The sequence below is a fragment of the Ideonella dechloratans genome, from assembly GCF_021049305.1.
Classification (GTDB): domain Bacteria; phylum Pseudomonadota; class Gammaproteobacteria; order Burkholderiales; family Burkholderiaceae_C; genus Ideonella; species Ideonella dechloratans.
Genome location: NZ_CP088081.1, coordinates 2,641,970 through 2,665,489 on the forward strand (window position 1 = coordinate 2,641,970; position 23,520 = coordinate 2,665,489).

Here is a 23,520-nt window from a genome sequence, read left to right on the forward strand (position 1 = left end):
ACGTTTTAGGGGGAAACACGTCATCTTCCGGGGATACCCTGACCACCCGAACAAAGGCAGCTTCGACGGCCCCGCGCCACAGAGGAACTAAACTGCAACAGCGGGGTCCACCCCACACGGTCGGTTTCGACCTGTTTCCACTCAACCATCGGAGGTTTCATGAACGAAAGCCTGCAAACCTATACCGGCTATGCCGGCACAGGCTCGCTGGCGTCGCAGCGCCAGCGGGTGTTGCGGAACACCTATTGGCTGCTGGCGGCGTCGCTGGTTCCCACGGTCCTGGGCGCCTGGATCGGCGTGGAGACCGGCATCTTCACCGCCATGTCACCGGTGATGAGCTTGGTGGTGTTCATGGTGGGCGCCTTCGGCCTGATGTTCGCCATCGAAAAGACCAAGAACAGCGCGGCGGGTGTCGGCTTCCTGCTGGCCTTCACCTTCTTCATGGGCCTGATGCTGTCCCGGCTGCTGGCCTTCGTGCTCGGCTTCTCGAACGGCGCCACGTTGATCATGACCGCCTTCGGCGGCACCGCCCTGGTCTTCCTGGGCATGGCCACCCTGGCCAGCACCATCAAGCGCGACCTGTCCGGCATGGGCAAGTTCCTGATGGTCGGCGCGCTGATCATCCTGGCCGCGGGCATCATCAACGTGTTCCTGCAGTCCAGCGCGCTGATGCTGACGCTGTCGGTGCTGTGCATCGCCGTGTTCTCGGCCTTCATGGTCTTCGACATCAAGCGCGTCATCGACGGCGGCGAGACCAACTACATCACCGCCACCCTGGCCATCTACCTGGATCTGTACAACATCTTCCAGAACCTGCTGATGCTGCTGGGCGTCTTCGGCGGCGACCGGGAATGAGGCCTTCCGGCCAATAGAACAAAAGGGGCTCCGAGGAGCCCCTTTTTCATGCCCGGCAGCGGGCCACTCCAGCCGGTCAGGCCGCAGGCAGTTCGAAGACGGCCATGCTCTCGACATGGGCGGTGTGCGGGAACATGTTCACCGCGCCGGCCGCCGCACATCGGTAGCCGGCCACATGCACCAGCAGGCCGGCGTCGCGGGCCAGGGTGGCCGGGTTGCAGCTGACATAGACGATGCGACGCGGCGGCGTCCAATCGGGCCGCGGCGCGGCCTGCAGATCCGCCAGGGCCTTGGCCAGGGCAAAGGCCCCCTCGCGCGGCGGATCCACCAGCCATTTGTCGGCTTGTCCGAAGGCCACCAGGTCGTCGGGCGTGATCTCGAACAGATTGCGGGCCTCGAAGCTCGTCTTGTCCGCCAGGCCATTGCGCTGGGCGTTCTGGCGCGAGCGCTGGACCAGGGCCTCGCTGCCCTCCACCCCCAGCACCTGCCGCGCCCGGGTGGCGATGGGCAGCGTGAAATTGCCCAGCCCGCAGAACCAGTCGATGACCCGCTCATCCGGCTGGGCATCCAGCAGGCGCAGCGCCCGCCCCACCAGCACGGTGTTGATCTGGTGGTTGACCTGCGTGAAGTCCGTCGGCTTGAAGGGCATGCGCAGACCGAATTCGGGCAGGCTGTAGCCCAGTTCGGGGCCATCGTGGTCCAGCAGATGCACGGTGTCCGGCCCCTTGGGTTGCAGCCACCATTGCACGCCATGCTCCGCAGCAAAAGCGCGCAGATGGGCCAGATCGCCGTCGGACAAGGGCTCGAGGTGACGCAGCACCAGCGCGGTCACGCCGTCGCCGATGGCCAATTCGATCTGCGGCAGGGTGTCGCGCGCCTGCATTCGCCCGATCAGCCCGCGCAAGGGCACCAGCATCGCGCTGACGTGCGGCGGCAGCACGGGGCAGACACTCATGTCGGCCACATAGCGGGACTTGCGCTCGTGGAAGCCCACCAGCACCGTCTCCTTGCGGGCCACGTAGCGCACCGAAAGGCGGGCACGAAAGCGGTAGCCCCAGGTCGGCCCTTCGATGGGCCGCAGCATGCGTTCGGGCTTGACCTTGCCCAGGTGGGCCAGGTTGTCCTCCAGCACGCGCTGCTTGATGGCCACCTGGGCCGAGGCCTCCAGATGCTGCATCTTGCAGCCCCCGCAGGCACCGGCATGCAGGCCGAAGTGCGGGCAGCCGGGGCGCACGCGCTGGGCGCTCTCCTTGCGCAGCGCCACGTAGCTGGCCTGCTCCCACTGGTTCTTGCGCTTGCCGACCTGGACCTGAACTTCTTCACCGGGCAGCGCGCCCTCGACGAAGACGACCTTGCCCTCGCTGTTGTGGGCGACCCCTTGGGCCTCCATGTCCAGCGACTCGATCTTCAGCCATTCATCCTTCTGTGTCATGCCCTGCATTATCCCGGTGCCGGCCCCATCGGCCCTCCAACAAAAACGGCCGCCCGGAGGCGGCCGTCGGACAGGCGGTGTGCGCTCAGCGCGGCGGCAGCAGCTTGGCCGGATCCAGCGGCTTGCCCTGCTTGCGGATCTCGAAGTGCAACTGCACCTTGTCCGAGTCGCTGGCACCCATCTCGGCGATCTTCTGGCCCTTGCGCACCGTCTGGTCCTCCTTGACCAGCAGCGTCTGGTTGTGCGCATAGGCACTGAGGTAGTTGGCGTTGTGCTTGACGATGATGAGGTTGCCGTAGCCGCGCAGGGTGTTGCCCGCATAGACCACCCGGCCATCGGCCGCAGCGTAGACCGGATCCCCGGCCTTGCCGCCGATCGACAGTCCCTTGCTGCGGCTCTCGTCGAAGCCACCGATCACCGGCCCACCGGCGGGCCAGCCCCAGGCGATGTCGTCGTCCGGCTCCTTGGCGGCCGCCTGCGGAGACGCCGAAGCGGTCGCCGCACTACCGGCCGAGGCGGCCGAGGAGGCGGCCGATGCCGGCTTGCTGCCATCCAGCGGCTTGGTTTCGACCTTGGTCGGCGCCAGGGGCTTGGCCGAGGCCACACCCGGCTCGGTGCCCGGGGGCACCACGCGCAGCACCTGCCCCACTTCGATCACATTGGGGTTGTCGATGTTGTTCCACTTGGCCAGGTCACGCCAGGCCTGTCCGGTCTCCAGCGAGATCCGCATCAGGGTGTCGCCGGGCTTGACGATGTAGGTGCCGGGCTTGGCCTCCACCGGAGCGGCCGGTTTGGAAGCGTCGGCAGGCGCGTGCGTGCCCGCGCGGCTCGCAGAGCGATCCTCGACGGGGGCCTGGTACTTGGGGGAGGCGCAACCGGCCAGCACGGCCAGCAGCAGCAGGGCGGCCGGAGCCATCCTGCGGTACCCACGGAACAAAGTCATGGTGTGTGCTTTTCCCTGAGGTCAACAGACCCCGGATTTTAAGGGGACGAACTGCACCATCTCACCCACGGTGCGATGGAAGCCCTGATCTGTGCGGTCGATGACCACCAACACCTGGCCTCGCCCGTCGGGTGATCTGGCGGGAGCCACGAGCCGCCCGCCCACGGCCAACTGGGCCAGCCAGGTCGGCGGAACGTCCTCCCCGCCCGCGGCGGACACGATGCTGTCGTAGGGCGCCCGGGGCGGGTGACCCAGCATGCCATCCCCGTAAAGCAGCTGGATGTGCATGGCCGACTGCCGGGCCAACTGGCGCCGGGCCAGCTCGTGCAACGGCTGCAGCCGTTCGATGGAGGTCACCTGCCGCGCAACCTGGGCCAGCAGGGCCGCCTGGTAGCCGCAGCCAGTGCCGATCTCCATCACCTTGCCCAGATGGCCTTGGCGGCGGGCATTGGCGCCCAGGAACAGCCATTCCATCATCCGGGCCACCACCGAAGGCTTGGAGATGGTCTGACCCAGCCCGATCGGCAGGCTGGTGTCCTCATAGGCCTGGGCCGCGAGGGCCGAGTCGACGAAATGATGCCTTGGCACCGCCAGCATGGCCTGCAGCACCGGCTCGCAGTGCACGCCATCCAGCCGCAGGCGCTCCACCATGCGCCGCTGCATGGCGGGCGTGTCCAGCCCCAGGCCCGAGGCCGGTGTCATGCGCCGCGCATCGCGGGCCGCCTCGGCCAGCAGGCGCTGCGGACGCAAGGGCTCGGGCGGCCCCTTCAGTGCCGTGGTGCGCGCGGGCGCCGGCTTCAGTGCTGCGGGGAACCGCCCCTTGGGGCGCGGGTCGGCCGTCACGCCCCCTCCACCCGAGGCCAGCGCTGGTGCCAGGTGGACAGCATGGCGTGATCGGTCAGATCCACCTGCAGCGGCGTGATGGACACCCGCCCCTGCGCCACTGCGTGGAAATCGGTGCCTTCGCCGGCCTCGCGGGCGTCGCCTGCCGGCCCGATCCAGTAGATCGGCTCCCCCCGGGGGTTGGTCTGAGCGATCACCGGTGAACTGGCATGCCGGCGTCCGAGGCGGGTGGTGGACCAGGGCAAGCCATCCGCGTCGGGCCGGTTCGGGATGTTCACGTTGAGCAGCCAGGGCGTGACAGCGCCTTCCTGCGCCAGCAGGGGCAGGATCGATTCCACCACCCGCCGCGCCGTGCGGGCGGCAGCGTCCAGATGCGTCCACCCCTTTTCCACCTGGCTGAAGGCGATGGCGGGGACACCGAACAGATAGCCCTCCATGGCGGCGGCCACCGTGCCTGAATACAGGGTGTCATCCCCCATGTTGGCCCCCTGATTGATGCCGGAGAGCACCAGGTCCGGTCGCTCGGGCAGCAGGCCGGTCAGGGCGATGTGCACGCTGTCCGAAGGCGTGCCATTGACGTAACGGAACCCCTTCTGGGCAGGCGAAGCCGCTTCGTACACCGACAGCGGACGATGCAGGCTCAGGGCATTGGACGTGCCGCTGGCGTTCTGCTCCGGCGCGATCACGTCGATGTGCCCCAGCCCCTGGCAGGCCTGCACCAGCGCGGCCAGCCCGGGCGCCAGATAACCGTCATCATTGGCAATCAGGATTCTCATGCGGGCGGATTGTAGGCAGGCGCCCCACCGGCCCGGCACGAAATCTGCAGATCCCACGAACAAGGGCCCCGGCAGCCGGAGATTGAACTGCTAGCATGGGGATGTGTGAGTCGTGCCCTCCCGTTCTGAGGTTGTAAAGGTCGTTCCATGTCAGTGAAGGTGTTGATCCTCGAAGACAACCCGGTCGCACGGGAATTCCTCTCCCGCGTGCTCAAAGAGAGCTTCAGCGACCCCATCACCATCACCGAAGCCGGTGACCTGGAGACCGCTCGCGCGCAGATCGCCCTGACCGGCCCCGGCGGCCTGCACGGTACCGATCCGTTCAAGCTGATGCTGCTGGACCTGGAACTGCCGGACGGCAACGGCCTGGAATTGCTCGACGAGCTGCGCCAGTACCCCGCCACCAAGGTGGTCACCACGCTCTACTCGGACGACGAACACCTGTTCCCGGCCTTGCAATGCGGCGCGGACGGCTATCTGCTGAAGGAAGATCGGTTCGAGGTTCTGGTGGATGAGTTGCGCAAGATCGTGCTGGGGCAACCACCGCTGTCGCCCGCCATCGCCCGCCGGCTGCTGACCCACTTCCGCCTGGGCACGGGCCCCGCGCCGGCGGAGCCGCCGCCTGCGGCGACGGTTTCCTTCAGCGCCAACGTGCCCAGCAATGGCAGCGCGGGCAAAGCCCCGGTGCCGATCGAGCGCCAGGTCGAGATGCCCCACCTCACGCCCCGCGAGATCGAGGTGCTCACCTACCTCAGCAAGGGCTTCACGATCAAGGAGATCGCGAACCTGATGGGCATCAAGTGGTTCACGGTCAACGACCACATCAAGTCCATCTACCGCAAGCTCAACGTCTCCAGCCGGGCCGAGGCCGCCGTGCTGGCCAGCAAGCAGGGTCTGGTCTGACCGGCGCCGGGCATCTCCATGTCCCGCGGCTGGTCTGACTCCACCGACGCCCCCACCTGGACCGCCAGCGACAACTCGGATCCCGATCCCCTGGGTGGCATCGGCGACCTGAGCACGCGCCGTATCGGCTGGCGTCGGCAGGCCCTGCTGGCCGCCGCCATCATCGGCTGCCTCACCATCTTCCTGCTGGCGCGGGTGATGGCCAACAACCCCGATGTGGCCGCACAGTGGCGCGCCTCGGCCGACGGTTACCTTGAATTGGCCGACACCAGCGTGCCCGAGCTCAAGGGATCGCTGGGCAAGGAACTGGAGGCCATCGTGACGGCCGATGGCCGGGTCATGCCATTTGGCGTGCTGGCCATCGCCCATTCGGCCCGCTGGATCAGTCATGAGCCCAGCCGGCAGGACATGCAGGCCGTGCGCCTGGCCACGGCCCGCGCGCTGGAAGCCGGCCAGATCACGCTGCGCTTTCGCGACGCCTCCCAGGTGACGATCCAGCCCAAGCCCCGGGGTTACGGGGGGCTGGGCGCCATGTTCTGGCTGATGAGCGCCTTCGGGATGGTGCTGTTCCTGGTCGGCTGGATCGTGCCGCTGGTGCAGCCCAACCCGCGCAACCTGCTGTACGCCGTCATGGCCCACGCCCAGGCAGCGCAGCTCCTGATCTCCGCGGTGGCCGCCGTGCCGGCCATGGCCCTGCCCTCGGCGATGGTTGCCCACGAGAGCCTGGTGCGGGTGCTGCTGGATGCAGTGACCGGCGCCGCCGTGGTCCAGGCGGCGGCCATGCATCCGGTGCGCATGCCGGGCCGTCGCTGGGTGGCCGCCATCGCCTGGGGCGCCACCGCGCTCCTCGGGCTGCTCGCCTTCCGCGAACAACTGGACAACAAGTGGTGGTGGAGCCAGAGCCTGCTGATCGGCGACGGACTGGCCTGCATCGCCCTGCTGACCTGGGTCCACCGCCGCTCGCCCCACCCCTTCGCCATCGTGGTGCGGCGCTTCGCGATGGTCACGCTGGCCACCCTGGTGCTGCTGACCGTGGCCGTGTCCCTGATGCCGATGCTGCCGCCGGAAGTGCAGCCGGTGGCCACGGTCGGCCCGGTGATCTGGAGCGTCTTCTTCGCCTCGATCATCCTGCTGGTGCCCTTCATCTCGCGTTCGCAGAACGTGATGCGCGAGTTCGCGATGCTGGCGGGCATCAGCACCGTGGCCACCTCGGTCGATCTGCTGTTCGTCGCCGTCTTCTCCTTCAGCCAGTTCACCTCGCTGACCCTGTCCCTGTTCCTGGCGCTGGGGGCCTACGCGGCATTGCGGCAGTGGCTGGTGGGCCAGATGATGGGGGCCCGTGCGCTCACCACCGAGCGCATGTTCCAGCACCTCTACCGCATTGCACGCGAGGTGGAGGCCCGACCCGAGCGGGCCGCGGACCGCATGATCGAACTGCTGCGCAACGTCTTCGAGCCGCTGGAGACCGAACGCACCGAAACCCGGAGCAAGCAGAGCACGGTGGCCGGCAACGGCGCCGCGCTGGTCGTGCCCCTGCCCAACCTGGTGGACGGCCCGTCCGTGCGCGGTTCGGTGGTGCTGCGCTTTGCCGAGCGGGGCAAGCGCCTGTTCGCACAGGAGGACGCCCGCCTGGCCGACCGCATCCTCGAGCAGCTGATGCGCGCCCTGGCCCACGACCGGGCGGTGGAGCGCGGCCGCAGCGAAGAACGCGTGCGCATCGCCCAGGACCTGCACGACGACATCGGCGCCCGCCTGCTGACCCTGATGTACAAGGCCCCCAGCACCGAGATGGAGGAGTACATCCGCCACACGCTGCAGGACCTCAAGACCCTGACCCGGGGTCTGGCGGCCAAGAGCCACCCACTGACGCTGGCCTCGGCGGAATGGAAGACCGACATCACGCTGCGGCTGGAGGCCGTGCATTGCCAGCTCGAATGGGAGGCCGAGTACGACCAGGAGATCACGCTGTCGATGATGCAATGGTCGGCCATCACCCGCGTGCTGCGTGAACTGGTGAGCAATGTCATCGCCCATGCCAAGGCCAGCCGCGTGCATGTCGTCTGCCAGTTGCGGCAGGGCACCTTCACCATCCTGGTGGAGGACGATGGCGTGGGCACCGATCCGGCCAAGTGGTCCGCCGGCCTGGGCCTGGGCGGCGTGCGCAAGCGGGCCAAGAGTCTGGGGGGCACCGTGGCCTGGCGCACGCGGCGCCCGCACGGCACGATCTGCGAGGTCCAGATCCCCCACCTGACCACGCCCGAGAGCTGACGCGCATCGCGCACTGGCGGGCAGGAGGGCCAACGGACATCCTGCCCGCGGGCCGCCACAAAACAAAAGGGCCCTGGATCACTCCAGGGCCCTTTTTTACTTTGTCTTGGTGGGGTGGCTGATGGGACTCGAACCCACGACAACCAGAATCACAATCTGGGACTCTACCAACTGAGCTACAGCCACCACCGTAAGCTGCGCATTATAGCCCGAGAATTCGGGCTATGGCAATCAGTTTGAAGCTGCCGAGGCCGAAGCGGCCGCTGCGGGCGCCAGCTTGAGTTCGACCTTGTGGCGGCGCTTGAGCGCGTCGTAGTAGGCGGCCTCTTCCGCCTGGGCCAGGGCCTGGGCGATGTAGGGCTTGGCGCGCGCCAGGTCGGCATCGTCGGCGGCACGCGGCACCCGCTTGACCACCTTCAGCACGGCATAGCCCTGGGCCCCCAGGTCCACCCCGACCATAGCCGGTCCCTTGGACAGGTCGGCCTGCAGCGTCGCATCCACCACCTGACGCGGCTGCCCCTGGATCTGGGCCCGCGACAACACCACCGGCTGGGCCAGGGTGTCGGCCGGGTTCTGCTTGAGGCTGGCCAGGCGGGCCTCGCCGTCCTTGCGGGCGGCCGCGGCAGCCTGATCGGCCTTCAACTGCTCCAGCACCTGGGCACGCACCTCCGCGAGGTCACGCACATGGGCGGGGCGGTAGCTCACCACACGGGCCGACACCAGTTGGTTCGGGCCGGTCTCCACCGCCTCGGTGTTGCGCTTGTTCTGCAGGCCGTCGATGCTGAACACCGCGTCCAGCAGCTTGGACGAGGCCAGCGGACCGGTGGCACCCGGGGCCACGGCACGCTGCACCACCGCCGTCATCTTGCTCAGCTTGAGCTTGTCGATGACCGGCTGCAGGCTGTCGCTCTGCTCGTAGACCATGTTGGAGAACTGCTCGGCCGCCTCGGCGTAACGCTGCTGGGCCAATTGCTTGGCCACCTCGTCCTGGATCTCGGCACGCACCGCCTCGAAAGGCTTGCGCTCCCCGCCCCGCACCCCGGTCAGCTTGATGATGTGGTAGCCGAAGTCGCTCTCCACCACCCCGCTGATGTCACCCACTTTCATGCCGAAGGCCGCATCCTCGAAGGGCTTGACCATGGCACCGCGGGCGAAGAAGTCCAGGTCCCCGCCCTTGCCGGCCGAACCCGGATCCTCGGAATTCTTCTTGGCCACCTCGGCAAAGCTGTCCGGATGGGCCTTGACCTCCGTCAGCAGCGCTTCGGCCTTGGCCTTGGCCTTGGCCCGCACGTCGGCCGAGGCGTCCTTGGCCACCGTGATCAGGATGTGGCTGGCGCGGCGCTCTTCCGGCGTGGTGTAGCGGCTGATGTTCTGCTCGTAGTACTTCTTCAGATCGTCATCGGAGACCGTGACCTGCTTCTTCAGCGCGTCCAGGTCCAACACCACGTACTCGATGCTGGCCTCGTCCGGTGCGCGGAAGCGGTCGGCATGGGCCTTGTAGAAAGCGTCGATGTCGGCATCGCTCGGGTTGACCTTGGCCAGGTAGTCCTTGGCGTCAAAGCGCTGCACCTGCACCTCGCGCTGCTCCAGCAGCGCATTGGCATTGGCGGCCGCCACCGTCTGCCCGGACAGCGACGAGCCCGTCACACCGCCCAGCACCTGACGCAGGCTGTACTCGGTGCGCAGCATCTCCTCGAACTGGCCCACGCTCATGCCTTGGGCCGCGAGGTAGTCCTTGTTGACGCTGCCATCGGGCTTGCGCAAGGCCGCGTAGGCCGGATCGGTGACGAACAGACGCTGCAGACGCAGGTCCGGCACCACCAGGTTTTCCTTTTGGGCGGCGTGACGCAGCACCTGCTCGCGCACCAGCCCGTCCAGCGTCTGCTGGCGCGCTTCCGGCGTGTCGAACAGCTTCACGTCCAGCGTGGGCATCTGCTGGCGCATGCGCTCCACCTGCTGCCGATGGGCCGCCTCCAGTTCGCTCTGGCGAATGGGCTGCCCATCCACCGTGGCCACGGTGGCTGCCGCCTGGTCCATGAAATGCGAATAGCCCTGCACGCCGAAGAAGACGAACGAGGGGAAGACCAGCAGCACCAGCACGCCTTGCAGCAAGCGGGTGTGCGAACGGACGAAATCGAACATGAAGCTCCGCCTTGAGAGAAAGCGCCGCAGGCCAGAAACAGCAAAGGCGAACCGGGGTTCGCCTTCAAGGGCCTTCGCGCACGCCGCGCGGCATTCTAGCCAATGACTTGCACGTGCCGGCGGTGGTGGGTGCTGAGGGGCTCGAACCCCCGACCTACGCCTTGTAAGGGCGCCGCTCTACCAACTGAGCTAAGCACCCGCCGGACGTCAAGAGATGATCAGTTCAGGGCGTCCTTGAGCCCCTTGCCCGGACGGAACTTGGGCACCTTGGCCGCCTTGATCTTGATGGTGGCGCCGGTGCGCGGGTTGCGCCCGGTGCGCGCAGCGCGCTTGGTCACGGCAAAGGTGCCGAAGCCGACGATCGACACACTGCCGCCCTTCTTGAGGGTGGTCTGCACACCGCCGATCATGGCCTCCAGCGCCCGCGTGGCCGCGGCCTTGGAAATGTCCGCCTGCTGGGCGATGAGGTCGATCAGCTCTGTCTTGTTCACAAACAATACTCCCTCGATGGCTTCGCCGCCGTGCGTCTGAGCGCAGAGCTGCCGTTGTCCTGTGGTCCGCCTTGGCGGAAAAATCGATTACATCGGCCGGCCGCGGCGGTGTCAAGCGGGGGCGGATTCTAGGCCGATCCGGCCGCCACGCATCACCCGATCACGCCGGCCCCTGCCGGATCAACGCGCCTTGGCGCGGATCTCGGGCAGCGCCTTGCGCAGGTAGTACACCATCGACCAGATGGTCAGCACCGTCGCTGCCAGGATGAGGACCGTGCCCCACAAGCGGGTGGACACCACGCCGAACAGCATGCCGTCGAACAGCAGGAAGGGGATGGCCAGCATCTGCACCGTGGTCTTGAGCTTGCCGATCATGTGCACGGCCACGCTGCGCGAGGCGCCGATCTGCGCCATCCATTCGCGCAGGGCCGAGATGGCGATCTCCCGCCCGATGATGACCAGGGCAATCAGCGCATTGACGCGCCCCATCTGCACCAGGATCAGCAGCGAGGCACAGACCAGGAACTTGTCGGCCACCGGGTCCAGAAAGGCCCCGAAGGCCGAACTCTGGTTGAGCCGCCGGGCCAGATAGCCGTCCAGCCAGTCCGTCAGTGCCACCACCACGAACAGCACGGTGGCCACCAGGTTGCGGGTGGCCGGCTCCACCGGCAGGTAGAACACCCCCACGATCAGCGGAATGGCCACGATGCGGGCCCAGGTCAGCAGGGTGGGGATGGTGAAGAACATGCGTCGATTCTGCCTGCAATTGCTTGCGTCGCCCTGATGCGAGCCGCAGTTCAGTCGTCCAAGGTGCGGGGTTTGAACTGACGATCGTCGTTGAACAGGAACACCTCGGTGAACTTCCAGGGCTTGGGCAGTTGCCGCACATCGCCGTAGGGCGCCCCGCGCCGCACGGCGTCGATGGCCAGCTGGATGGTGTCCTTGGCCTGGCGCGGCTCACGCTTGACGCTGATGCGGGCAATCTCCCCGTCCGCCTTCAGCTCGATCTCCAGCACCGGGATGGCCAGCAGCGGCTCCTCCACCGGCCCCATGTAGGTCCGCCCGGGATTGGCGGCCACCATGCGCTGGGCCGCGCGCACCTGGTATTCCGCCCAGTTGCGGGCAGGTGCCTGTGGTGCAGCCGTGACAGGTGCGGCGGGCCGCGAGGGCGCTGCGCCGGGGCCGGGTGGCTGGGGTGCCGGGGCGCCGCAGGAGGCCAGCAGGACGGCCAGGGCGGTGGTGCTCCAGGCCAGCAGGCGCGGCAGCGGGCCGCGGCCCGCTGCGGTGTGTTCAGTGCAATGCACGGTAGATCTCCTCTGCCAATTCCTTCGAAATGCCTTCCACGGTGGCCAGGTCGTCGGCGCTGGCCGCCGTCACCCCGCGCACGCCGCCGAAGCGCTGCAGCAGCCGCGCGCGCTTCTTCGGCCCCACGCCGGGGATGTCCTCCAGCCGGCTGCCGCCGGTGCGGATGCTGGCCCGCTTGGCCCGCATGCCGGTGATGGCGAAGCGGTGGGCCTCGTCACGGATCTGGGCGATCAGCATCAGAGCGGCCGAGTCCGGCGGCAGCGCCAGCTTCTCGCGGCCATCGGCAAAGACCAGTTCCTCCAGTCCCACCTTGCGACCCTCGCCCTTCTCCACGCCGGCGATCAGCGACAGATCCAGACCCAGCTCCTGGAACACCTCGCGCGCCATGGCCACCTGGCCGCGCCCGCCGTCCACCAGCACCAGGTCCGGCAGACGCTGCTTGGCGTCGCGCGGGATCGGTCCCTCGGCCGCCAGCGCGGCCAGCTTCTCGTAGCGGCGGCGCAGCACCTGGCGCATGGCCGCGTAGTCGTCACCGCCGGTCACGCCCTCGATGTTGAAGCGGCGGTACTCGCTGTTCTGCATCTTGTGGTCCTGGTAGACCACGCAGGAGGCCTGGGTGGCCTCGCCCGCGGTGTGGCTGATGTCGAAGCACTCCACGCGGAAGCTGTCCAGATCCTCCACGGCCAGGTCCAGCGCATCCACCATCGCCCGGGTGCGTTCACGCTGCGAGCCCTCTTCGGACAGCAGGCGCGCCAGCGCCAGCTCGCAGCCCTTGACCGCCATTTCCAGCCAGATGCGGCGCTGTTCGCGCGGCTGGTGCACCGCATTGACCTTGCTGCCGGCCTGCTCGCCCAGGGCCTGCAGCAGGGTCTCGTCGATCGGGTGGCTCAGCACCAGCAGGGGCGGCGGCGCGGTGTGCAGGTAGTGCTGGGCGATGAAGGCGTGCAGCACCTGGGTTTCGGCCCGGCGCAGCAGCAGGGCTGCCGCCTCGGCCGGGTCCTCTGGCAGCGTGGCGGCCTCGCCGGCATCGTCCAGGGCTGCGGCCTCGTCGGCGGCCAGCGCCGTGGCTTCCTCCACATGGGTGGGGAAGAAGGCCCGGTCGCCCAGGTGGCGGCCACCGCGCACCATGGCCAGGTTCACGCAGGCGCGACCTCCGGCCACCTTGACGGCCAGGATGTCGACGTCGCGCCCGCTGCTGCTCAGGCTGCTTTCCTCCACCGATTGCTGGTGCTGCACCTTGGCCAGCGCGGCGATGCGGTTGCGCAGCTCGGCGGCCTTCTCGAACTCCAGCACCTCGGCGTGGGCCATCATCTGGGCCTGCAGCTCGTCCACCACCGCCTGCTGCTCACCCAGCAGAAAGCGCTCTGCGTCGCGCACATCGCGGGCGTAGTCCTCGGCCGAGATGAAGCCCACGCAGGGGCCGGTGCAACGCCGGATCTGGTACAGCAGGCAGGGCCGCGATCGGTTGTTGAAGACGGTGTCCTCGCAGGTGCGCAGGCGGAAGACCTTCTGCAGGATCTGGATCGTCTCCTTGACGGCCCAGGCGCTGGGATATGGCCCGAAGTAGCGGTGGCGGCGGTCCACCGCGCCGCGGTAGTAGGCCACCCGCGGGTAGCGCTGGGCGGCCGGCTGGCCCGGTGCCTCGCCGCCGCGGGTGCCGGTGATCTTCAGGTAGGGGTAGCTCTTGTCGTCCCGGAACAGGATGTTGAACTTGGGGTTCAGCGTCTTGATCAGGTTGTTCTCGAGCAGCAGCGCCTCGTCCTCGCTGCGCACCACCGTGGTCTCCAGCCGCGCGATGCGCGAGACCATCAGGCCGATGCGGGTGCCGCCATGGTCCTTGTGGAAGTAGCTGGAGACGCGGCGCTTGAGGTCGCGCGCCTTGCCCACGTAGAGCACATTGCCCTGCACATCGAAATAGCGGTAGACACCCGGCAGGGGCGGCAGGGCCGCCACCTCGGCGAGCAGGCGCTCGCGCGCAGCCTGCGCGGCCAACACGGCTTCGCGGGCACGGGCAGCCTCGCCGGCCTCGTCTGCCGGGGCTGCGGGGAGGGAGGGCTGGTCACTCATCGGGTGCGCATTGTGCCGCCCTATCATCCCGCCGATGTTCCACGCTGTCACACCCGCCCGACCTGCCCCTGCCGCCTGGTGCTGGGACATCTTCTGCCGCGTGATCGACAACCACGGCGACCTGGGCGTGTGCTGGCGCCTGGCCCGCGATCTGGCCGCGCACGGCCAGCGGCTGCGCCTGTGGGTGGACGACCCCGCCGCCCTGCGCTGGATGGCGCCCGAGGGCCACCCCCAGATCGAGGTGCGGCACTGGACGATGGACACCCCCTGGCCCGAACCGGGCGACGTCGTCGTGGAGGCCTTCGGCTGCGACCCGCCGGAAGCCTTTGTGGCCCGCATGGCCGCCGCCGCCCGCCCCCCGGTGTGGGTCAACCTGGAATACCTGAGCGCCGAGGACTACGTCGAGCGCTCGCACCGCCTGCGCTCGCCGCAGCGCTGCGGGCTGGACAAGTGGTTCTTCTACCCCGGCTTCACCCCCGCCACCGGCGGCCTGCTGCGCGAGGACGGCCTGCTGGCCGAGCAGGCCCGCTTCGACGCCGCGGCCTGGCTGGCCGCCCACGGCATCGCGCCACGCCCCGGCGAGCGCCTGGTCAGCCTGTTCTGCTATCCGCAGGAGCGCATCCCCGCGCTGTTGTCCGCCCTGGCGGATGCCCCCACCCTGCTGCTGACCACGCCCGGCCCGGCCACCACGCTGAGCGAGGCCCTGCCCCTGCCAGCCGGCCTGCGGCGCCAAGCCCTGCCTTGGCTGCCCCAGCCCGACTACGACCGGCTGCTCTGGGCCTGCGAGCTCAACCTGGTGCGGGGCGAGGACTCCTTCGTGCGGGCGCAATGGGCCGGCCGCCCCTTCCTCTGGCAGATCTACCCCCAGGACGACGGCGTGCATGCCGACAAGCTGGCGGCCTTCCTGCGCCGCCACCTGGCCGCTGCACCGCCCGCTCTGGCAGAAGCCATCACCGGGCTGATGCGGTCCTGGAATGGCCTGACGCCGGCGGGCTCTGCCTGGCCACCCCTGCCACCGCTGGCGGACTGGCAGCGCTGCACGCTCGCCTGGCGTGCCGAATTGCTCGCCCAGCCCCCCTTGGCCCGGCAGCTCCTCGAGTTCGTCATGGAAAAGCGCTAAAATCCAACGCTTTGCGAAAATTTGGGCTGCGCAGCACGCATGGCGCCGCCACCAACGGAATCTCACCATGAAGCTCGCTCAAGAAATCCGCGCCGGCAACGTCATCATGCAGGGCAAGGACCCGATGGTCGTCCTGAAGACCGAATACAGCCGTGGCGGCCGCGGTGCCGCCACCGTGCGCATGAAGATGAAGAACCTGCTCAACGGCTCCGGTGCCGAAGTCGTCTTCAAGGCCGACGACAAGATGGAGCAGGTCATCCTCGAGACCAAGGAATGCACCTACACCTACTTCGCTGACCCGATGTACGTGTTCATGGACTCCGACTACAACCAGTTCGAGGTGGAAGCCGAGAACATGGGCGACGCCATCAGCTACCTGGAAGACAACATGCCGGTGGAAGTGGTGTTCTACGACGGCAAGGCCATCTCGGTCGAACTGCCCACCAGCGTCGTGCGCGAAATCGAAACCGAGCCGGCCGTCAAGGGCGACACCTCGGGCAAGGTCCTGAAACCCGCCCGCCTGAAGGGCACCGGCTTCGAGATCTCCGTGCCGCTGTTCGTGGAAAACGGCGACAAGATCGAAATCGACACCCGCACTCACGAATACCGCAAGCGCGTCTGATCGACGCCAACACGGTGGTGCCGGGTTTGCCGGCATGATGATGGGCACCTCCGGGTGCCCATTTTTCTTGGCGGCACCGTCGCTGTTCCTCCGCTCTGCCATGCCCTTCGATTTCGAGCACGCCGTCACCGCCCCCTTCCGCATGCAGCCCGGGCTGCGCAAGCTGGCAGAGGGCAGCGTCCAGTTCACCCCCAACCACCCGGCGTCGCCCCATCTGCGAGAGAAGCTGGCCGTCCTGTGCAGCCAGCCCGAGCAGGCCCTGCAGATCGAACCGGGCTTCGATGCGCTGCCGGCCCTGCACGCGGCGATGCGCCAGGCCGCGCAGGAACATCCGGCCGCCCTGACGCTGTCCAGCGATGGCCAGCTGTTGGCCCATGCCCTGGGCTGGTCGGTGGATGACCGGGGTGAGGTGGCGGCGCTGCACCCGCAGGCGCCCCAGAACATCGGACAGTGCCTGAAGGCCCTGCCGGCATCCTGGCGCCAGGCCGCCCTGTTCAGCCTGGCCATCGAGGAAGACCTGGCCATCGTCGACGGCCGGCGCGCCAGCCTGCCCTGGCTGGCGGTGGCCCTGCCCTCGCACTGGGACCCGCGCCAGAAGATCGGCCGCCACTTCGCCGAGGTCCACGCCCCGGTGGCCGACAACGCGGTCCTGGTGGCCGCGGGCGAGCATCTGATGAAGCTGGTCACCGGCCCCCAGCGCTGGGAACGCTTCGTCTGGAACGTGACCCGCCACCCCGGGCTGGACGCCCATCCGCAGCGCACGCCGCCCACACACTGGCCCGCCGACCTGGACGAGGCCGCGCTGAGCCAACACACCTGGTTCCGCAGCGAGCGCCAGACCTTCATCCCGCTGCCCGAGCGGGGCCAGGCCGTCTTCACCATCCGGGTGGCCGTGCGGCCGCTGGCCCAGGCGGTGGACACGCCGGCCCGTGCGCAGCGCCTGCACGATGCCATCGCCAGCATGAGCCCGGCGGCGCTGGCCTACCGGCAGCTCACCGAAGCCCGCCCCGGCCTGCTGCGCTGGCTGGCGGCGCGGGCAGCCTGCGCGGACAGCGCCTCCACGCCATGAAGACCCAAGCCATCGTCGAAGCGCAGATCGACTTCGACCATCCCGGCCACGACGGCCTGGCCTGGGCGCCGGGCTTCCAGGACGTCTACCACGCCCGCGACGGCGCCTTCGCCCAGGCGCGGCACGTCTTCCTGCGGGGCAATGGCCTGCCCGGGCGCTGGCAGGGCCGTGGCCGCTTCGCCATCCTGGAAACCGGCTTCGGCCTGGGCAACAACTTCCTGGCCACCTGGGCCGCCTGGCGTGACGACCCGCAGCGCTGCGAGCGCCTGGTCTTCGTGTCGATGGAGAAGCACCCGCCCCGGCGCGAGGACCTGGCCCGCGCCCATGCCACCAGCCCGGCCCCCGCGCTGGCGGCCCAACTGCTGGCCCAATGGCCGCCGGCCACGCCGGACCTGCATGTGCTGGACTTCGAGGGCGGCCGGGTGCGCCTGCTGCTGGCCCTGGGCGATGTGGCCACCTGGTGGCCCGAGCTGAGCGGCCAGATCGACGCCTGCTACCTGGACGGCTTCGCCCCCGCGCAGAACCCGGCCATGTGGGACGCCCACCTGCTGCGCCACGCCACCCGTCTGGGCGCCCCGGACCTCACCGCCGCCACCTGGAGCATCGCCCGCGTGGTGCGCGACGGCCTGCAGGGCGCCGGCTTCGCCCTGGAGCGGGCGCCCGGCTTCGGCAGCAAGCGCGACATGCTGGTGGCCCGCCGCCACCCCTTGCCGGCCCAGGCCCTGGCGCGCGGTATCCCGCCGGGCCGCCAGGCGGCCCCGCAGGCCCGCACTGCCCTGGTCATCGGCGCCGGCCTGGCCGGGGCCGCCGCCGCCCGGGCCCTGGCCGCGCAGGGCCTGTCGGTGACCGTGCTGGAGCGCCACGTCGCCCCCGCCCAGGAAACCTCGGGCAACCGGGCCGGCCTGTTCCACGGCGTGGCTCACGCCCACGATGGCGCCCACGCCCAGCTGCTGCGCGCGGCCGCCCTGCGCGCGCACCAGCTCATCGCCCCCCTGGTGGCCAGCGGCCAGGTGGCGGGCAACCCGAACGGCCTGTGGCGCGGCGGTGGCGAACCGGCCGACTGGGCCCAGTTGCAGGCGGCCGTGCAGGCCCAGGGGCTGCCCGCCGCCTACCTGCGGCCGCTCTCCCGCGACGAGGCGGTCGAACCGTTGGGCCTGGCCCCGGCAGGCCCCGGCTGGTGGTACCCGCAAGGCGGCTGGGCCTGTCCGGCCGATCTGGTGCGGGCCTGGCTGGACAGCCCTGGCGTGAGGGTGCTCGGCCAGCAGGATGTGCAAGCCCTCGCCCCGCGCGAAGGCGGCGGCTGGCGGGCCCTGTGCGCCGCCGAGGCGAACGGCCCCGGCGCCATGCTGGCCGAAGCCGATGTGGTGGTGGTGGCCGGGGCGGCCGACGGGCTGGCCCTGCTGCGCCCCTGGACCGGGGTGGATGACTGGCCCCGGGTGCGCAGCCGCGGCCAAGTCAGCTGCCTGTCGGCCGAACTGGCGGCCGCGCTGCAACTGCCCGCGCCGCGGCACCCGCTGGCCAGCGGCGGCTACGGCATCGGCCTGCCGCCCGAGGCCGGCGGCGGCCTGCTGTGCGGCGCCACCAGCCAGCCCGGCGACGAGGACCCGGCCCTGCGCCTGAGCGACCATCTGAGCAATGTGGGGCAGTGGGACCGTCTGCTGGGTCGCAGCCCGGACGCCGGAGAGCAAGCCCGGCGCGAGGCCCTGCTGGCCACGGCCATGGCACAAGGCGCGCTGACCGGCCGCGTTGGTTGGCGCCTGGCCTGCGACGACCGGCTGCCCCTGGTCGGCCCGGTGCCGCTGCCGGCGGCCCAGCGGACAGGCCTCACACGGCAGGAGCAGCCCCGCAGGGTGCCGCGGGTGCCGGGCCTTTATGTGCTGAGCGCCCTGGGCTCGCGCGGCATCACGCTGGCGCCTCTGCTGGGCGAGGTGCTGGCCGCCTGGATCACCGGCGCCCCGGTGCCGCTGGCGTCCAGCCTGATGGATGCGATCGACCCGGCGCGCTTCATCGCGCGGGCGGCACGGGCCGCCAGCCGCACGGCGGCCGACTGACCGCCCGCGCGGGGTGCTGGATCAGAAGTCCAGCGTGCGCACGCCCTGGGACGTGCCCAGCAGGCAGACCTTGGCCTTGTGGCGGCCGAAGATGCCGACAGTGACCACGCCGGGCCACTGGTTGACCTCGGCCTCCATCGCCAGCGGGTCGCTGATCTTCAGGCCCCGCACGTCGACGATGATGTTGCCGTTGTCGGTGGTCACGCCGGCACGCACGCTGGCCTGGCCGCCGTAGACGCTGGCGAAGCGGCGCATCACCTGGGCCGCCGCCATCGGGATCACCTCCACCGGCAGCGGGAAGGCGCCCAGCACGTCCACCAGCTTCGATTCGTCGGCAATGCAGACGAAGCGATCGGCCAGGTCGGCGACGATCTTCTCGCGCGTCAGCGCCGCGCCGCCGCCCTTGATCATGAAGCCCTGGTGGTCGATCTCGTCGGCGCCGTCGATGTAGACCGGAATCGACTCGACAGTGTTCGAATCCAGCACCGGAATGCCAAGGGCCTGCAGGCGCTCGGTGCTCTTGACCGAACTGGACACCGCGCCGCGGATCCGGTCCTTCATCGTCGCCAGGGCGTCGATGAAGCAGTTGACGGTGGAGCCGGTGCCCACGCCCACGATGGCGCCAGGCACCACATGGGCCAGCGCCGCCTGCCCGACCAGGGCCTTCAGTTCGTCTTGCGTCATGGGCGGATTATCGCTGCTGCCCATCTGGGACAATTCGTGGCATGTCCCTGATTCCCTACGCCCTCTCCCGCACCGCCCTGTTCAGTCTGGATGCGGAAACCGCCCACGAAGTGACCATCGACACCCTGGCCCGGCTGCAGAACACGCCGGCCCAGTGCCTGTGGGCGCAGAAGCGGGTGGACGACCCGGTGACGGTGGCCGGTCTGCGCTTTCCCAACCGCATCGGCCTGGCCGCGGGCCTGGACAAGAACGGCCGCGCCATTGACGGCTTCGGCGCGATGGGCTTCGGCTTCGTCGAAGTGGGCACCGTCACGCCCAAGGCGCAGCCCGGCAACCCCAAGCCGCGCATGTTCCGCCTGCCCTCGGCCGAGGCGCTGATCAACCGCATGGGCTTCAACAACGACGGGCTGGACGCCTTCGTGGCCAACGTGCAGCGCTCGCGCAGCTTCCGCAAGAAGGGCGGCATCCTGGGCCTGAACATCGGCAAGAACGCGGTCACCCCCATCGAGAACGCGGTGGACGACTACCTGATCGCGCTGGCCGGGGTCTATCCGCACGCCGATTACGTCACGGTCAACATCTCCAGCCCCAACACCAAGAACCTGCGCTCACTGCAGAGCGATGAGGCGCTGGACGCCCTGCTGGGTGCACTGACGGCCCGCCAGCGCGAGCTGATGGCCCAGCACCAGCGCCGGGTGCCGCTGTTCCTGAAGATCGCGCCGGACCTGGACGAGGCGCAGATCGCCGTCATCGCCGCGACGCTGCAAAAGCACCACCTGGATGGCGTGATCGCCACCAACACCACGCTCAGCCGCGAGGCGGTCAAGGGCCTGCGCCATGCCGAGGAAACCGGCGGCCTGTCCGGGCGGCCGGTGCAGGAAGCGAGCAACAAGGTGATCCGCGCGCTGCGCAGTCACCTGGGCCCGAACTTCCCCATCATCGGTGCCGGTGGCGTGATGAGCGGTGCCGACGCCTGCGCCAAGCTTGCCGCCGGCGCGGACCTGGTGCAGGTCTACACCGGCCTCATCTACCGCGGGCCGGCCCTGGTGCCCGAAGCGGCCCAGGCCATGGCGGCCCAGGCCTGAACCGGGACGACGCTCACACCGCCAGGAAGGTCCGGCGGTAGTGCAGCAGCTCGTCGATGGACTCATGGATGTCGGCCAGCGCGGTGTGCTTGTTGGCCTTCACCAGGCCTTCCAGCGCAGCCGGCTTCCAGCGGCGGGCCAGCTCCTTGAGGGTGCTGACGTCCAGGTTGCGGTAGTGGAAGAAGGCCTCCAGGCCCTTCATGGTGTTGGCCATGAAGCGCCGGTCCTGGCAGATGGAGTTGCCGCACATCGGGCTCTTGCCGGCCGGCACATAGGCCGACAGAAACTCGATCATCCGGGCCTCGGCCTGGGCCTCGTCGATGGTGGAGGCCTTGACGCGGTCGATCAGGCCGCTCTTGCCGTGGGTGCCCTTGTTCCAGGCATCCATCGCGTCCAGGACGGCGTCGCTCTGGTGGATCGCAAACACCGGGCCCTCCACCCGCACCGTCAGCAACGGGTCGGTCACGATCACCGCGATCTCGATGATGCGGTCGGACTCCGGCTTCAACCCGGTCATTTCCAGGTCGATCCAGATCAGGTTGTTCTCATGCTTGGTCAGCGTGGTCTCGGTCATGGCTTTCACTCAATCGATGCTGCCGGCATTGTCCGACAACATACACTGCCGCCCCATGCAAGCCATTCACGTCTCGCTGGCGCTTTGCGCCGCGCTGCTGCTGTCGCTGGGGGTCAAGCTCTGGCTGGCTTCGCGGCAGATGCGCCATGTGCACGCCCACCGCAACCAGGTGCCCGCCCCGTTCGACGCCACGATCCCGCTGGACGCCCACCAGCGCGCAGCCGACTACACCATCGCCCGCACCCGCTTCGGCATGCTCAGCGAGAGCTTTGCCACCGCCGTGCTGCTGGGCTGGACCCTGCTGGGCGGGCTGGAAGCGCTCAACAGCGCGCTGCGTGACACCGTGCTGCCCTGGGGCGGCGCCCTGGTTTACCAGCTGGCCCTGGTCGGCGCCTTCGGCTTGATCAGCGCGGTGCTGGAGCTGCCCTTCGAGTGGTACCGCACCTTCCGCATCGAGCAGCGTTTCGGCTTCAACCGCATGAGCCTCGGCCTGTTCCTGGGCGACCAGCTCAAGGGCCTGCTGGTCGGCACCCTGGTCGGCCTGCCGCTGCTGGCCGCGGTGCTGTGGGTGATGCAGGCCACCGGCGCCTTCTGGTGGGTCTGGGCCTGGGCCCTGTGGACCGGCTTCATGTTGCTGATGCAGGTGCTCTACCCCACCGTCATCGCCCCTCTGTTCAACCGTTTCACACCTTTGGCTGACGCCGAACTGGCCAACCGCATCCAGACCCTGATGCAGCGCTGCGGCTTCCAGGCCAAGGGCTTGTTCGTGATGGACGGCAGCCGCCGTTCCGCCCATGGCAACGCCTACTTCGCCGGCATGGGCCGGGCCAAGCGGGTGGTGTTCTTCGACACCCTGCTGGCGCGCCTGCAGCCGCCTGAGGTGGAAGCCGTGCTCGCGCATGAGCTGGGCCATTTCAGCCACCACCACGTGCGCCGGCGCATGGCGCTGGTGATCGGCCTGAGCGCGCTGGGCCTGGCGCTGTTGGCCTGGCTGGCCGGACAGACCAGCTTCTACCAGGGGCTGGGCGTGCAGCCCAACCTGATGGCCCCCAACAACGCGCTGGCCCTGCTGCTGTTCATGCTGGCCACGCCGCCCTTCCTGTACTTCGTCGGCCCGCTGATGGCGCAGCTCTCGCGCCGTGACGAATTCCAAGCCGATGCCTACGCCTGCCGGCAGGCCAGCAGCCAGCAACTGGCCGCGGCCCTGCTCAAGCTCTACGAGGACAACGCCTCGACACTGACCCCGGACCCGCTGTACGCGCAGTTCTACTACTCCCACCCGCCTGCGTCCGAGCGCCTGGCGGCCCTGGCCCGCGCATGAGCCGCCCGGCCCGCGCCGGCAAGGCCAAGACCGCCCATGCCACGCTGCAAGAGGCCCTGGTGGTGGGCTCCCACGGCCGCCATGTGGTGATCGAAACAGCCTCGGGTGAGCGCCTGCTGGCCCATCCGCGGGGCAAGAAGAGCGCCGCCGTGGTGGGCGACCGCGTCCGCTGGGCCCCGGCCGGCGATGAGGCGGTGATCGAGGCGCTGGAGCCACGGCGCAACCTGCTGATGCGCCAGGACGAATGGCGCAGCAAGTCCTTTGCCGCCAACCTGGACCAGCTGCTGGTGATGCTGGCCGGCGAGCCGATGTTCAGCGAGTCGCAGCTCACCCGCGCGCTGATCGCGGCCGAGGATGCCGGCATCCGCGCCCTGCTGCTGCTCAACAAGGTGGACCTGCCCAGCGCCGCCCTGGCGCGGGAACGGCTGGCCCCTTACCGGGCCATGGGCCTGACGGTGCTGGAAACCTCGCTCAAGGGCCAGCCCGAAGCGGCCCAGGCGCTGCTGGGCCCGGTGCTGGCCGGCCACACCACGCTGGTGCTGGGCCCCAGCGGCATGGGCAAAAGCACCCTGATCAACCTGATGCTGCCCCAGGCCCAGGCCCAGGTCGGCGAGATTTCCCAGGCCCTCAATGCCGGACGCCACACCACCACCACCACCACCTGGTACTGGCTGGGCGATGCGGTGGAGGGCCAGGCCCGTGGCGCGCTGATCGACTCGCCGGGCTTCCAGGAATTCGGCCTGATGCACATCACGCCGCAGCGCCTGCCCGAGCTGATGCCCGATCTGCGGGCCCAGCTGGGCCACTGTCGCTTCTACAACTGCACCCACCGGCACGAGCCCGGCTGCGGCGTGCGCGAGGCGGTGGACCGGGGCGAAATCAGCCCCACGCGCTACCGGCTGTACGAAGCCTTGTGGGATGAACTGGAGGCGGGCCAGCGGCCCGGTTGAGACCCTTCCTGGCCGCTCC

At 69.1% G+C, this 23,520-nt stretch carries 21 protein-coding genes and 2 tRNA genes; 10 read left to right on the forward strand and 13 right to left on the reverse strand.

What is annotated here, in order from left to right; all coding sequences use genetic code 11:
* Window positions 1-159 precede the first annotated feature (159 nt).
* Window positions 160-855 (forward strand): Bax inhibitor-1/YccA family protein, encoded by a 696-nt coding sequence (locus LRM40_RS12350; RefSeq protein ID WP_151123535.1) that lies wholly within the window; start codon window positions 160-162, stop codon window positions 853-855.
* A gap of 76 nt (window positions 856-931) precedes the next feature.
* On the opposite strand, the gene rlmD is transcribed toward LRM40_RS12350, so the two are convergent.
* From rlmD to surE, 4 genes are all read right to left on the reverse strand, one after another.
* Window positions 932-2,287, reverse strand: coding sequence for a 23S rRNA (uracil(1939)-C(5))-methyltransferase RlmD (rlmD, locus tag LRM40_RS12355; RefSeq protein ID WP_151123534.1), 1,356 nt, complete (start codon window positions 2,285-2,287; stop codon window positions 932-934).
* Between the two features lie 85 nt (window positions 2,288-2,372).
* Window positions 2,373-3,230 (reverse strand): peptidoglycan DD-metalloendopeptidase family protein, encoded by an 858-nt coding sequence (locus LRM40_RS12360; protein ID WP_151123533.1) that lies wholly within the window; start codon window positions 3,228-3,230, stop codon window positions 2,373-2,375.
* A gap of 21 nt (window positions 3,231-3,251) precedes the next feature.
* Window positions 3,252-4,073, reverse strand: a complete 822-nt coding sequence (locus LRM40_RS12365) for a protein-L-isoaspartate(D-aspartate) O-methyltransferase (protein ID WP_375138558.1) — start codon at window positions 4,071-4,073, stop codon at window positions 3,252-3,254.
* Entirely contained in the window at window positions 4,070-4,849 is a 780-nt protein-coding gene (gene surE, locus LRM40_RS12370) for a 5'/3'-nucleotidase SurE (protein WP_151123532.1), read from the reverse strand. The genes LRM40_RS12365 and surE overlap by 4 nt, the downstream gene beginning before the upstream one ends.
* 147 nt (window positions 4,850-4,996) lie before the next feature.
* Here surE and LRM40_RS12375 point away from each other — a divergent pair, with 147 nt between their 5' ends.
* On the forward strand, window positions 4,997-5,752 hold the full coding sequence (locus LRM40_RS12375) for a LuxR C-terminal-related transcriptional regulator (protein WP_151123531.1): 756 nt from the start codon (window positions 4,997-4,999) through the stop codon (window positions 5,750-5,752).
* An 18-nt stretch (window positions 5,753-5,770) separates the two neighbouring features.
* The gene (locus LRM40_RS12380; RefSeq protein WP_151123530.1) at window positions 5,771-8,020 is read left to right on the forward strand and encodes a sensor histidine kinase; all 2,250 of its coding nucleotides are present in this window, start codon (window positions 5,771-5,773) and stop codon (window positions 8,018-8,020) included.
* A 110-nt stretch (window positions 8,021-8,130) separates the two neighbouring features.
* Here LRM40_RS12380 and LRM40_RS12385 read toward each other — a convergent pair.
* The 7 genes from LRM40_RS12385 to LRM40_RS12415 form a co-directional block, all read right to left on the reverse strand.
* Window positions 8,131-8,206: transfer RNA gene (locus LRM40_RS12385), tRNA-His, on the reverse strand.
* A gap of 45 nt (window positions 8,207-8,251) precedes the next feature.
* Entirely contained in the window at window positions 8,252-10,162 is a 1,911-nt protein-coding gene (locus LRM40_RS12390; protein WP_151123529.1) for a SurA N-terminal domain-containing protein, read from the reverse strand.
* A gap of 123 nt (window positions 10,163-10,285) precedes the next feature.
* Window positions 10,286-10,361 (reverse strand) — tRNA-Val (locus LRM40_RS12395).
* Window positions 10,362-10,380: 19 nt separating this feature from the next.
* A complete protein-coding gene (locus tag LRM40_RS12400) occupies window positions 10,381-10,653 on the reverse strand; it encodes an HU family DNA-binding protein (protein WP_026096633.1) in 273 nt (90 codons plus the stop codon).
* A gap of 180 nt (window positions 10,654-10,833) precedes the next feature.
* The gene (gene pgsA / locus LRM40_RS12405) at window positions 10,834-11,400 is read right to left on the reverse strand and encodes a CDP-diacylglycerol--glycerol-3-phosphate 3-phosphatidyltransferase (RefSeq protein WP_151123528.1); all 567 of its coding nucleotides are present in this window, start codon (window positions 11,398-11,400) and stop codon (window positions 10,834-10,836) included.
* A gap of 50 nt (window positions 11,401-11,450) precedes the next feature.
* Window positions 11,451-11,957, reverse strand: coding sequence for a hypothetical protein (locus LRM40_RS12410; RefSeq protein WP_231067530.1), 507 nt, complete (start codon window positions 11,955-11,957; stop codon window positions 11,451-11,453).
* The gene (locus LRM40_RS12415) at window positions 11,944-14,025 is read right to left on the reverse strand and encodes an excinuclease ABC subunit UvrC (RefSeq protein ID WP_151123527.1); all 2,082 of its coding nucleotides are present in this window, start codon (window positions 14,023-14,025) and stop codon (window positions 11,944-11,946) included. Before LRM40_RS12415 ends, LRM40_RS12410 begins: the two co-directional genes overlap by 14 nt.
* Window positions 14,026-14,059: 34 nt before the next feature.
* Here LRM40_RS12415 and earP point away from each other — a divergent pair, with 34 nt between their 5' ends.
* The 4 genes from earP to mnmC all read left to right on the forward strand — a co-directional run bounded on the left by earP (window position 14,060) and on the right by mnmC (window position 18,887).
* Complete coding sequence (gene earP / locus LRM40_RS12420; protein WP_151123526.1) at window positions 14,060-15,145, forward strand: elongation factor P maturation arginine rhamnosyltransferase EarP; 1,086 nt, start codon at window positions 14,060-14,062, stop codon at window positions 15,143-15,145.
* 67 nt (window positions 15,146-15,212) lie between these two features.
* Entirely contained in the window at window positions 15,213-15,767 is a 555-nt protein-coding gene (efp, locus tag LRM40_RS12425; RefSeq protein ID WP_151123525.1) for an elongation factor P, read from the forward strand.
* Between the two features lie 100 nt (window positions 15,768-15,867).
* Complete coding sequence (locus LRM40_RS12430) at window positions 15,868-16,836, forward strand: heme-dependent oxidative N-demethylase subunit alpha family protein (protein ID WP_170288827.1); 969 nt, start codon at window positions 15,868-15,870, stop codon at window positions 16,834-16,836.
* Window positions 16,833-18,887: a bifunctional tRNA (5-methylaminomethyl-2-thiouridine)(34)-methyltransferase MnmC2/FAD-dependent 5-carboxymethylaminomethyl-2-thiouridine(34) oxidoreductase MnmC1 gene (gene mnmC, locus LRM40_RS12435; protein WP_231067531.1), complete on the forward strand. Its 2,055-nt coding sequence runs from the start codon at window positions 16,833-16,835 to the stop codon at window positions 18,885-18,887. The genes LRM40_RS12430 and mnmC overlap by 4 nt, the downstream gene beginning before the upstream one ends.
* 21 nt (window positions 18,888-18,908) lie before the next feature.
* Here the strand turns inward: mnmC and rpiA are convergent, their stop codons facing one another.
* Window positions 18,909-19,571, reverse strand: a complete 663-nt coding sequence (gene rpiA / locus LRM40_RS12440) for a ribose-5-phosphate isomerase RpiA (RefSeq protein ID WP_151125023.1) — start codon at window positions 19,569-19,571, stop codon at window positions 18,909-18,911.
* A 41-nt stretch (window positions 19,572-19,612) separates the two neighbouring features.
* Between rpiA and LRM40_RS12445 the strand changes: the two genes are divergently transcribed.
* Window positions 19,613-20,656 carry a quinone-dependent dihydroorotate dehydrogenase gene (locus LRM40_RS12445; RefSeq protein ID WP_151125022.1) on the forward strand — a complete coding sequence of 348 codons (1,044 nt, stop codon included), beginning with the start codon at window positions 19,613-19,615 and terminating at the stop codon, window positions 20,654-20,656.
* 13 nt (window positions 20,657-20,669) lie between these two features.
* Here LRM40_RS12445 and orn read toward each other — a convergent pair whose 3' ends face one another.
* Window positions 20,670-21,230, reverse strand: a complete 561-nt coding sequence (gene orn / locus LRM40_RS12450; protein WP_151125021.1) for an oligoribonuclease — start codon at window positions 21,228-21,230, stop codon at window positions 20,670-20,672.
* Window positions 21,231-21,285: 55 nt separating this feature from the next.
* Between orn and LRM40_RS12455 the strand changes: the two genes are divergently transcribed.
* Both LRM40_RS12455 and rsgA read left to right on the forward strand, forming a co-directional pair.
* Window positions 21,286-22,551 carry a M48 family metallopeptidase gene (locus LRM40_RS12455; RefSeq protein ID WP_151125020.1) on the forward strand — a complete coding sequence of 422 codons (1,266 nt, stop codon included), beginning with the start codon at window positions 21,286-21,288 and terminating at the stop codon, window positions 22,549-22,551.
* Window positions 22,548-23,501: a ribosome small subunit-dependent GTPase A gene (gene rsgA, locus LRM40_RS12460; RefSeq protein ID WP_151125019.1), complete on the forward strand. Its 954-nt coding sequence runs from the start codon at window positions 22,548-22,550 to the stop codon at window positions 23,499-23,501. Before LRM40_RS12455 ends, rsgA begins: the two co-directional genes overlap by 4 nt.
* Window positions 23,502-23,520 lie beyond the last annotated feature (19 nt).

Bases quoted from the DNA above. Each gene is read 5' to 3' on its own strand.
- LRM40_RS12350 (WP_151123535.1), top strand. From the start codon at position 160: ATGAACGAAAGCCTGCAAACCTATACCGGCTATGCCGGCACAGGCTCG.
- rlmD (WP_151123534.1), bottom strand. From the start codon at position 2,287: ATGACACAGAAGGATGAATGGCTGAAGATCGAGTCGCTGGACATGGAG.
- LRM40_RS12360 (WP_151123533.1), bottom strand. From the start codon at position 3,230: ATGACTTTGTTCCGTGGGTACCGCAGGATGGCTCCGGCCGCCCTGCTG.
- surE (WP_151123532.1), bottom strand. From the start codon at position 4,849: ATGAGAATCCTGATTGCCAATGATGACGGTTATCTGGCGCCCGGGCTG.
- LRM40_RS12375 (WP_151123531.1), top strand. From the start codon at position 4,997: ATGTCAGTGAAGGTGTTGATCCTCGAAGACAACCCGGTCGCACGGGAA.
- LRM40_RS12380 (WP_151123530.1), top strand. From the start codon at position 5,771: ATGTCCCGCGGCTGGTCTGACTCCACCGACGCCCCCACCTGGACCGCC.
- LRM40_RS12390 (WP_151123529.1), bottom strand. From the start codon at position 10,162: ATGTTCGATTTCGTCCGTTCGCACACCCGCTTGCTGCAAGGCGTGCTG.
- pgsA (WP_151123528.1), bottom strand. From the start codon at position 11,400: ATGTTCTTCACCATCCCCACCCTGCTGACCTGGGCCCGCATCGTGGCC.
- LRM40_RS12415 (WP_151123527.1), bottom strand. From the start codon at position 14,025: ATGAGTGACCAGCCCTCCCTCCCCGCAGCCCCGGCAGACGAGGCCGGC.
- earP (WP_151123526.1), top strand. From the start codon at position 14,060: ATGTTCCACGCTGTCACACCCGCCCGACCTGCCCCTGCCGCCTGGTGC.
- efp (WP_151123525.1), top strand. From the start codon at position 15,213: ATGAAGCTCGCTCAAGAAATCCGCGCCGGCAACGTCATCATGCAGGGC.
- LRM40_RS12430 (WP_170288827.1), top strand. From the start codon at position 15,868: ATGCCCTTCGATTTCGAGCACGCCGTCACCGCCCCCTTCCGCATGCAG.
- mnmC (WP_231067531.1), top strand. From the start codon at position 16,833: ATGAAGACCCAAGCCATCGTCGAAGCGCAGATCGACTTCGACCATCCC.
- rpiA (WP_151125023.1), bottom strand. From the start codon at position 19,571: ATGACGCAAGACGAACTGAAGGCCCTGGTCGGGCAGGCGGCGCTGGCC.
- LRM40_RS12445 (WP_151125022.1), top strand. From the start codon at position 19,613: ATGTCCCTGATTCCCTACGCCCTCTCCCGCACCGCCCTGTTCAGTCTG.
- orn (WP_151125021.1), bottom strand. From the start codon at position 21,230: ATGACCGAGACCACGCTGACCAAGCATGAGAACAACCTGATCTGGATC.
- LRM40_RS12455 (WP_151125020.1), top strand. From the start codon at position 21,286: ATGCAAGCCATTCACGTCTCGCTGGCGCTTTGCGCCGCGCTGCTGCTG.
- rsgA (WP_151125019.1), top strand. From the start codon at position 22,548: ATGAGCCGCCCGGCCCGCGCCGGCAAGGCCAAGACCGCCCATGCCACG.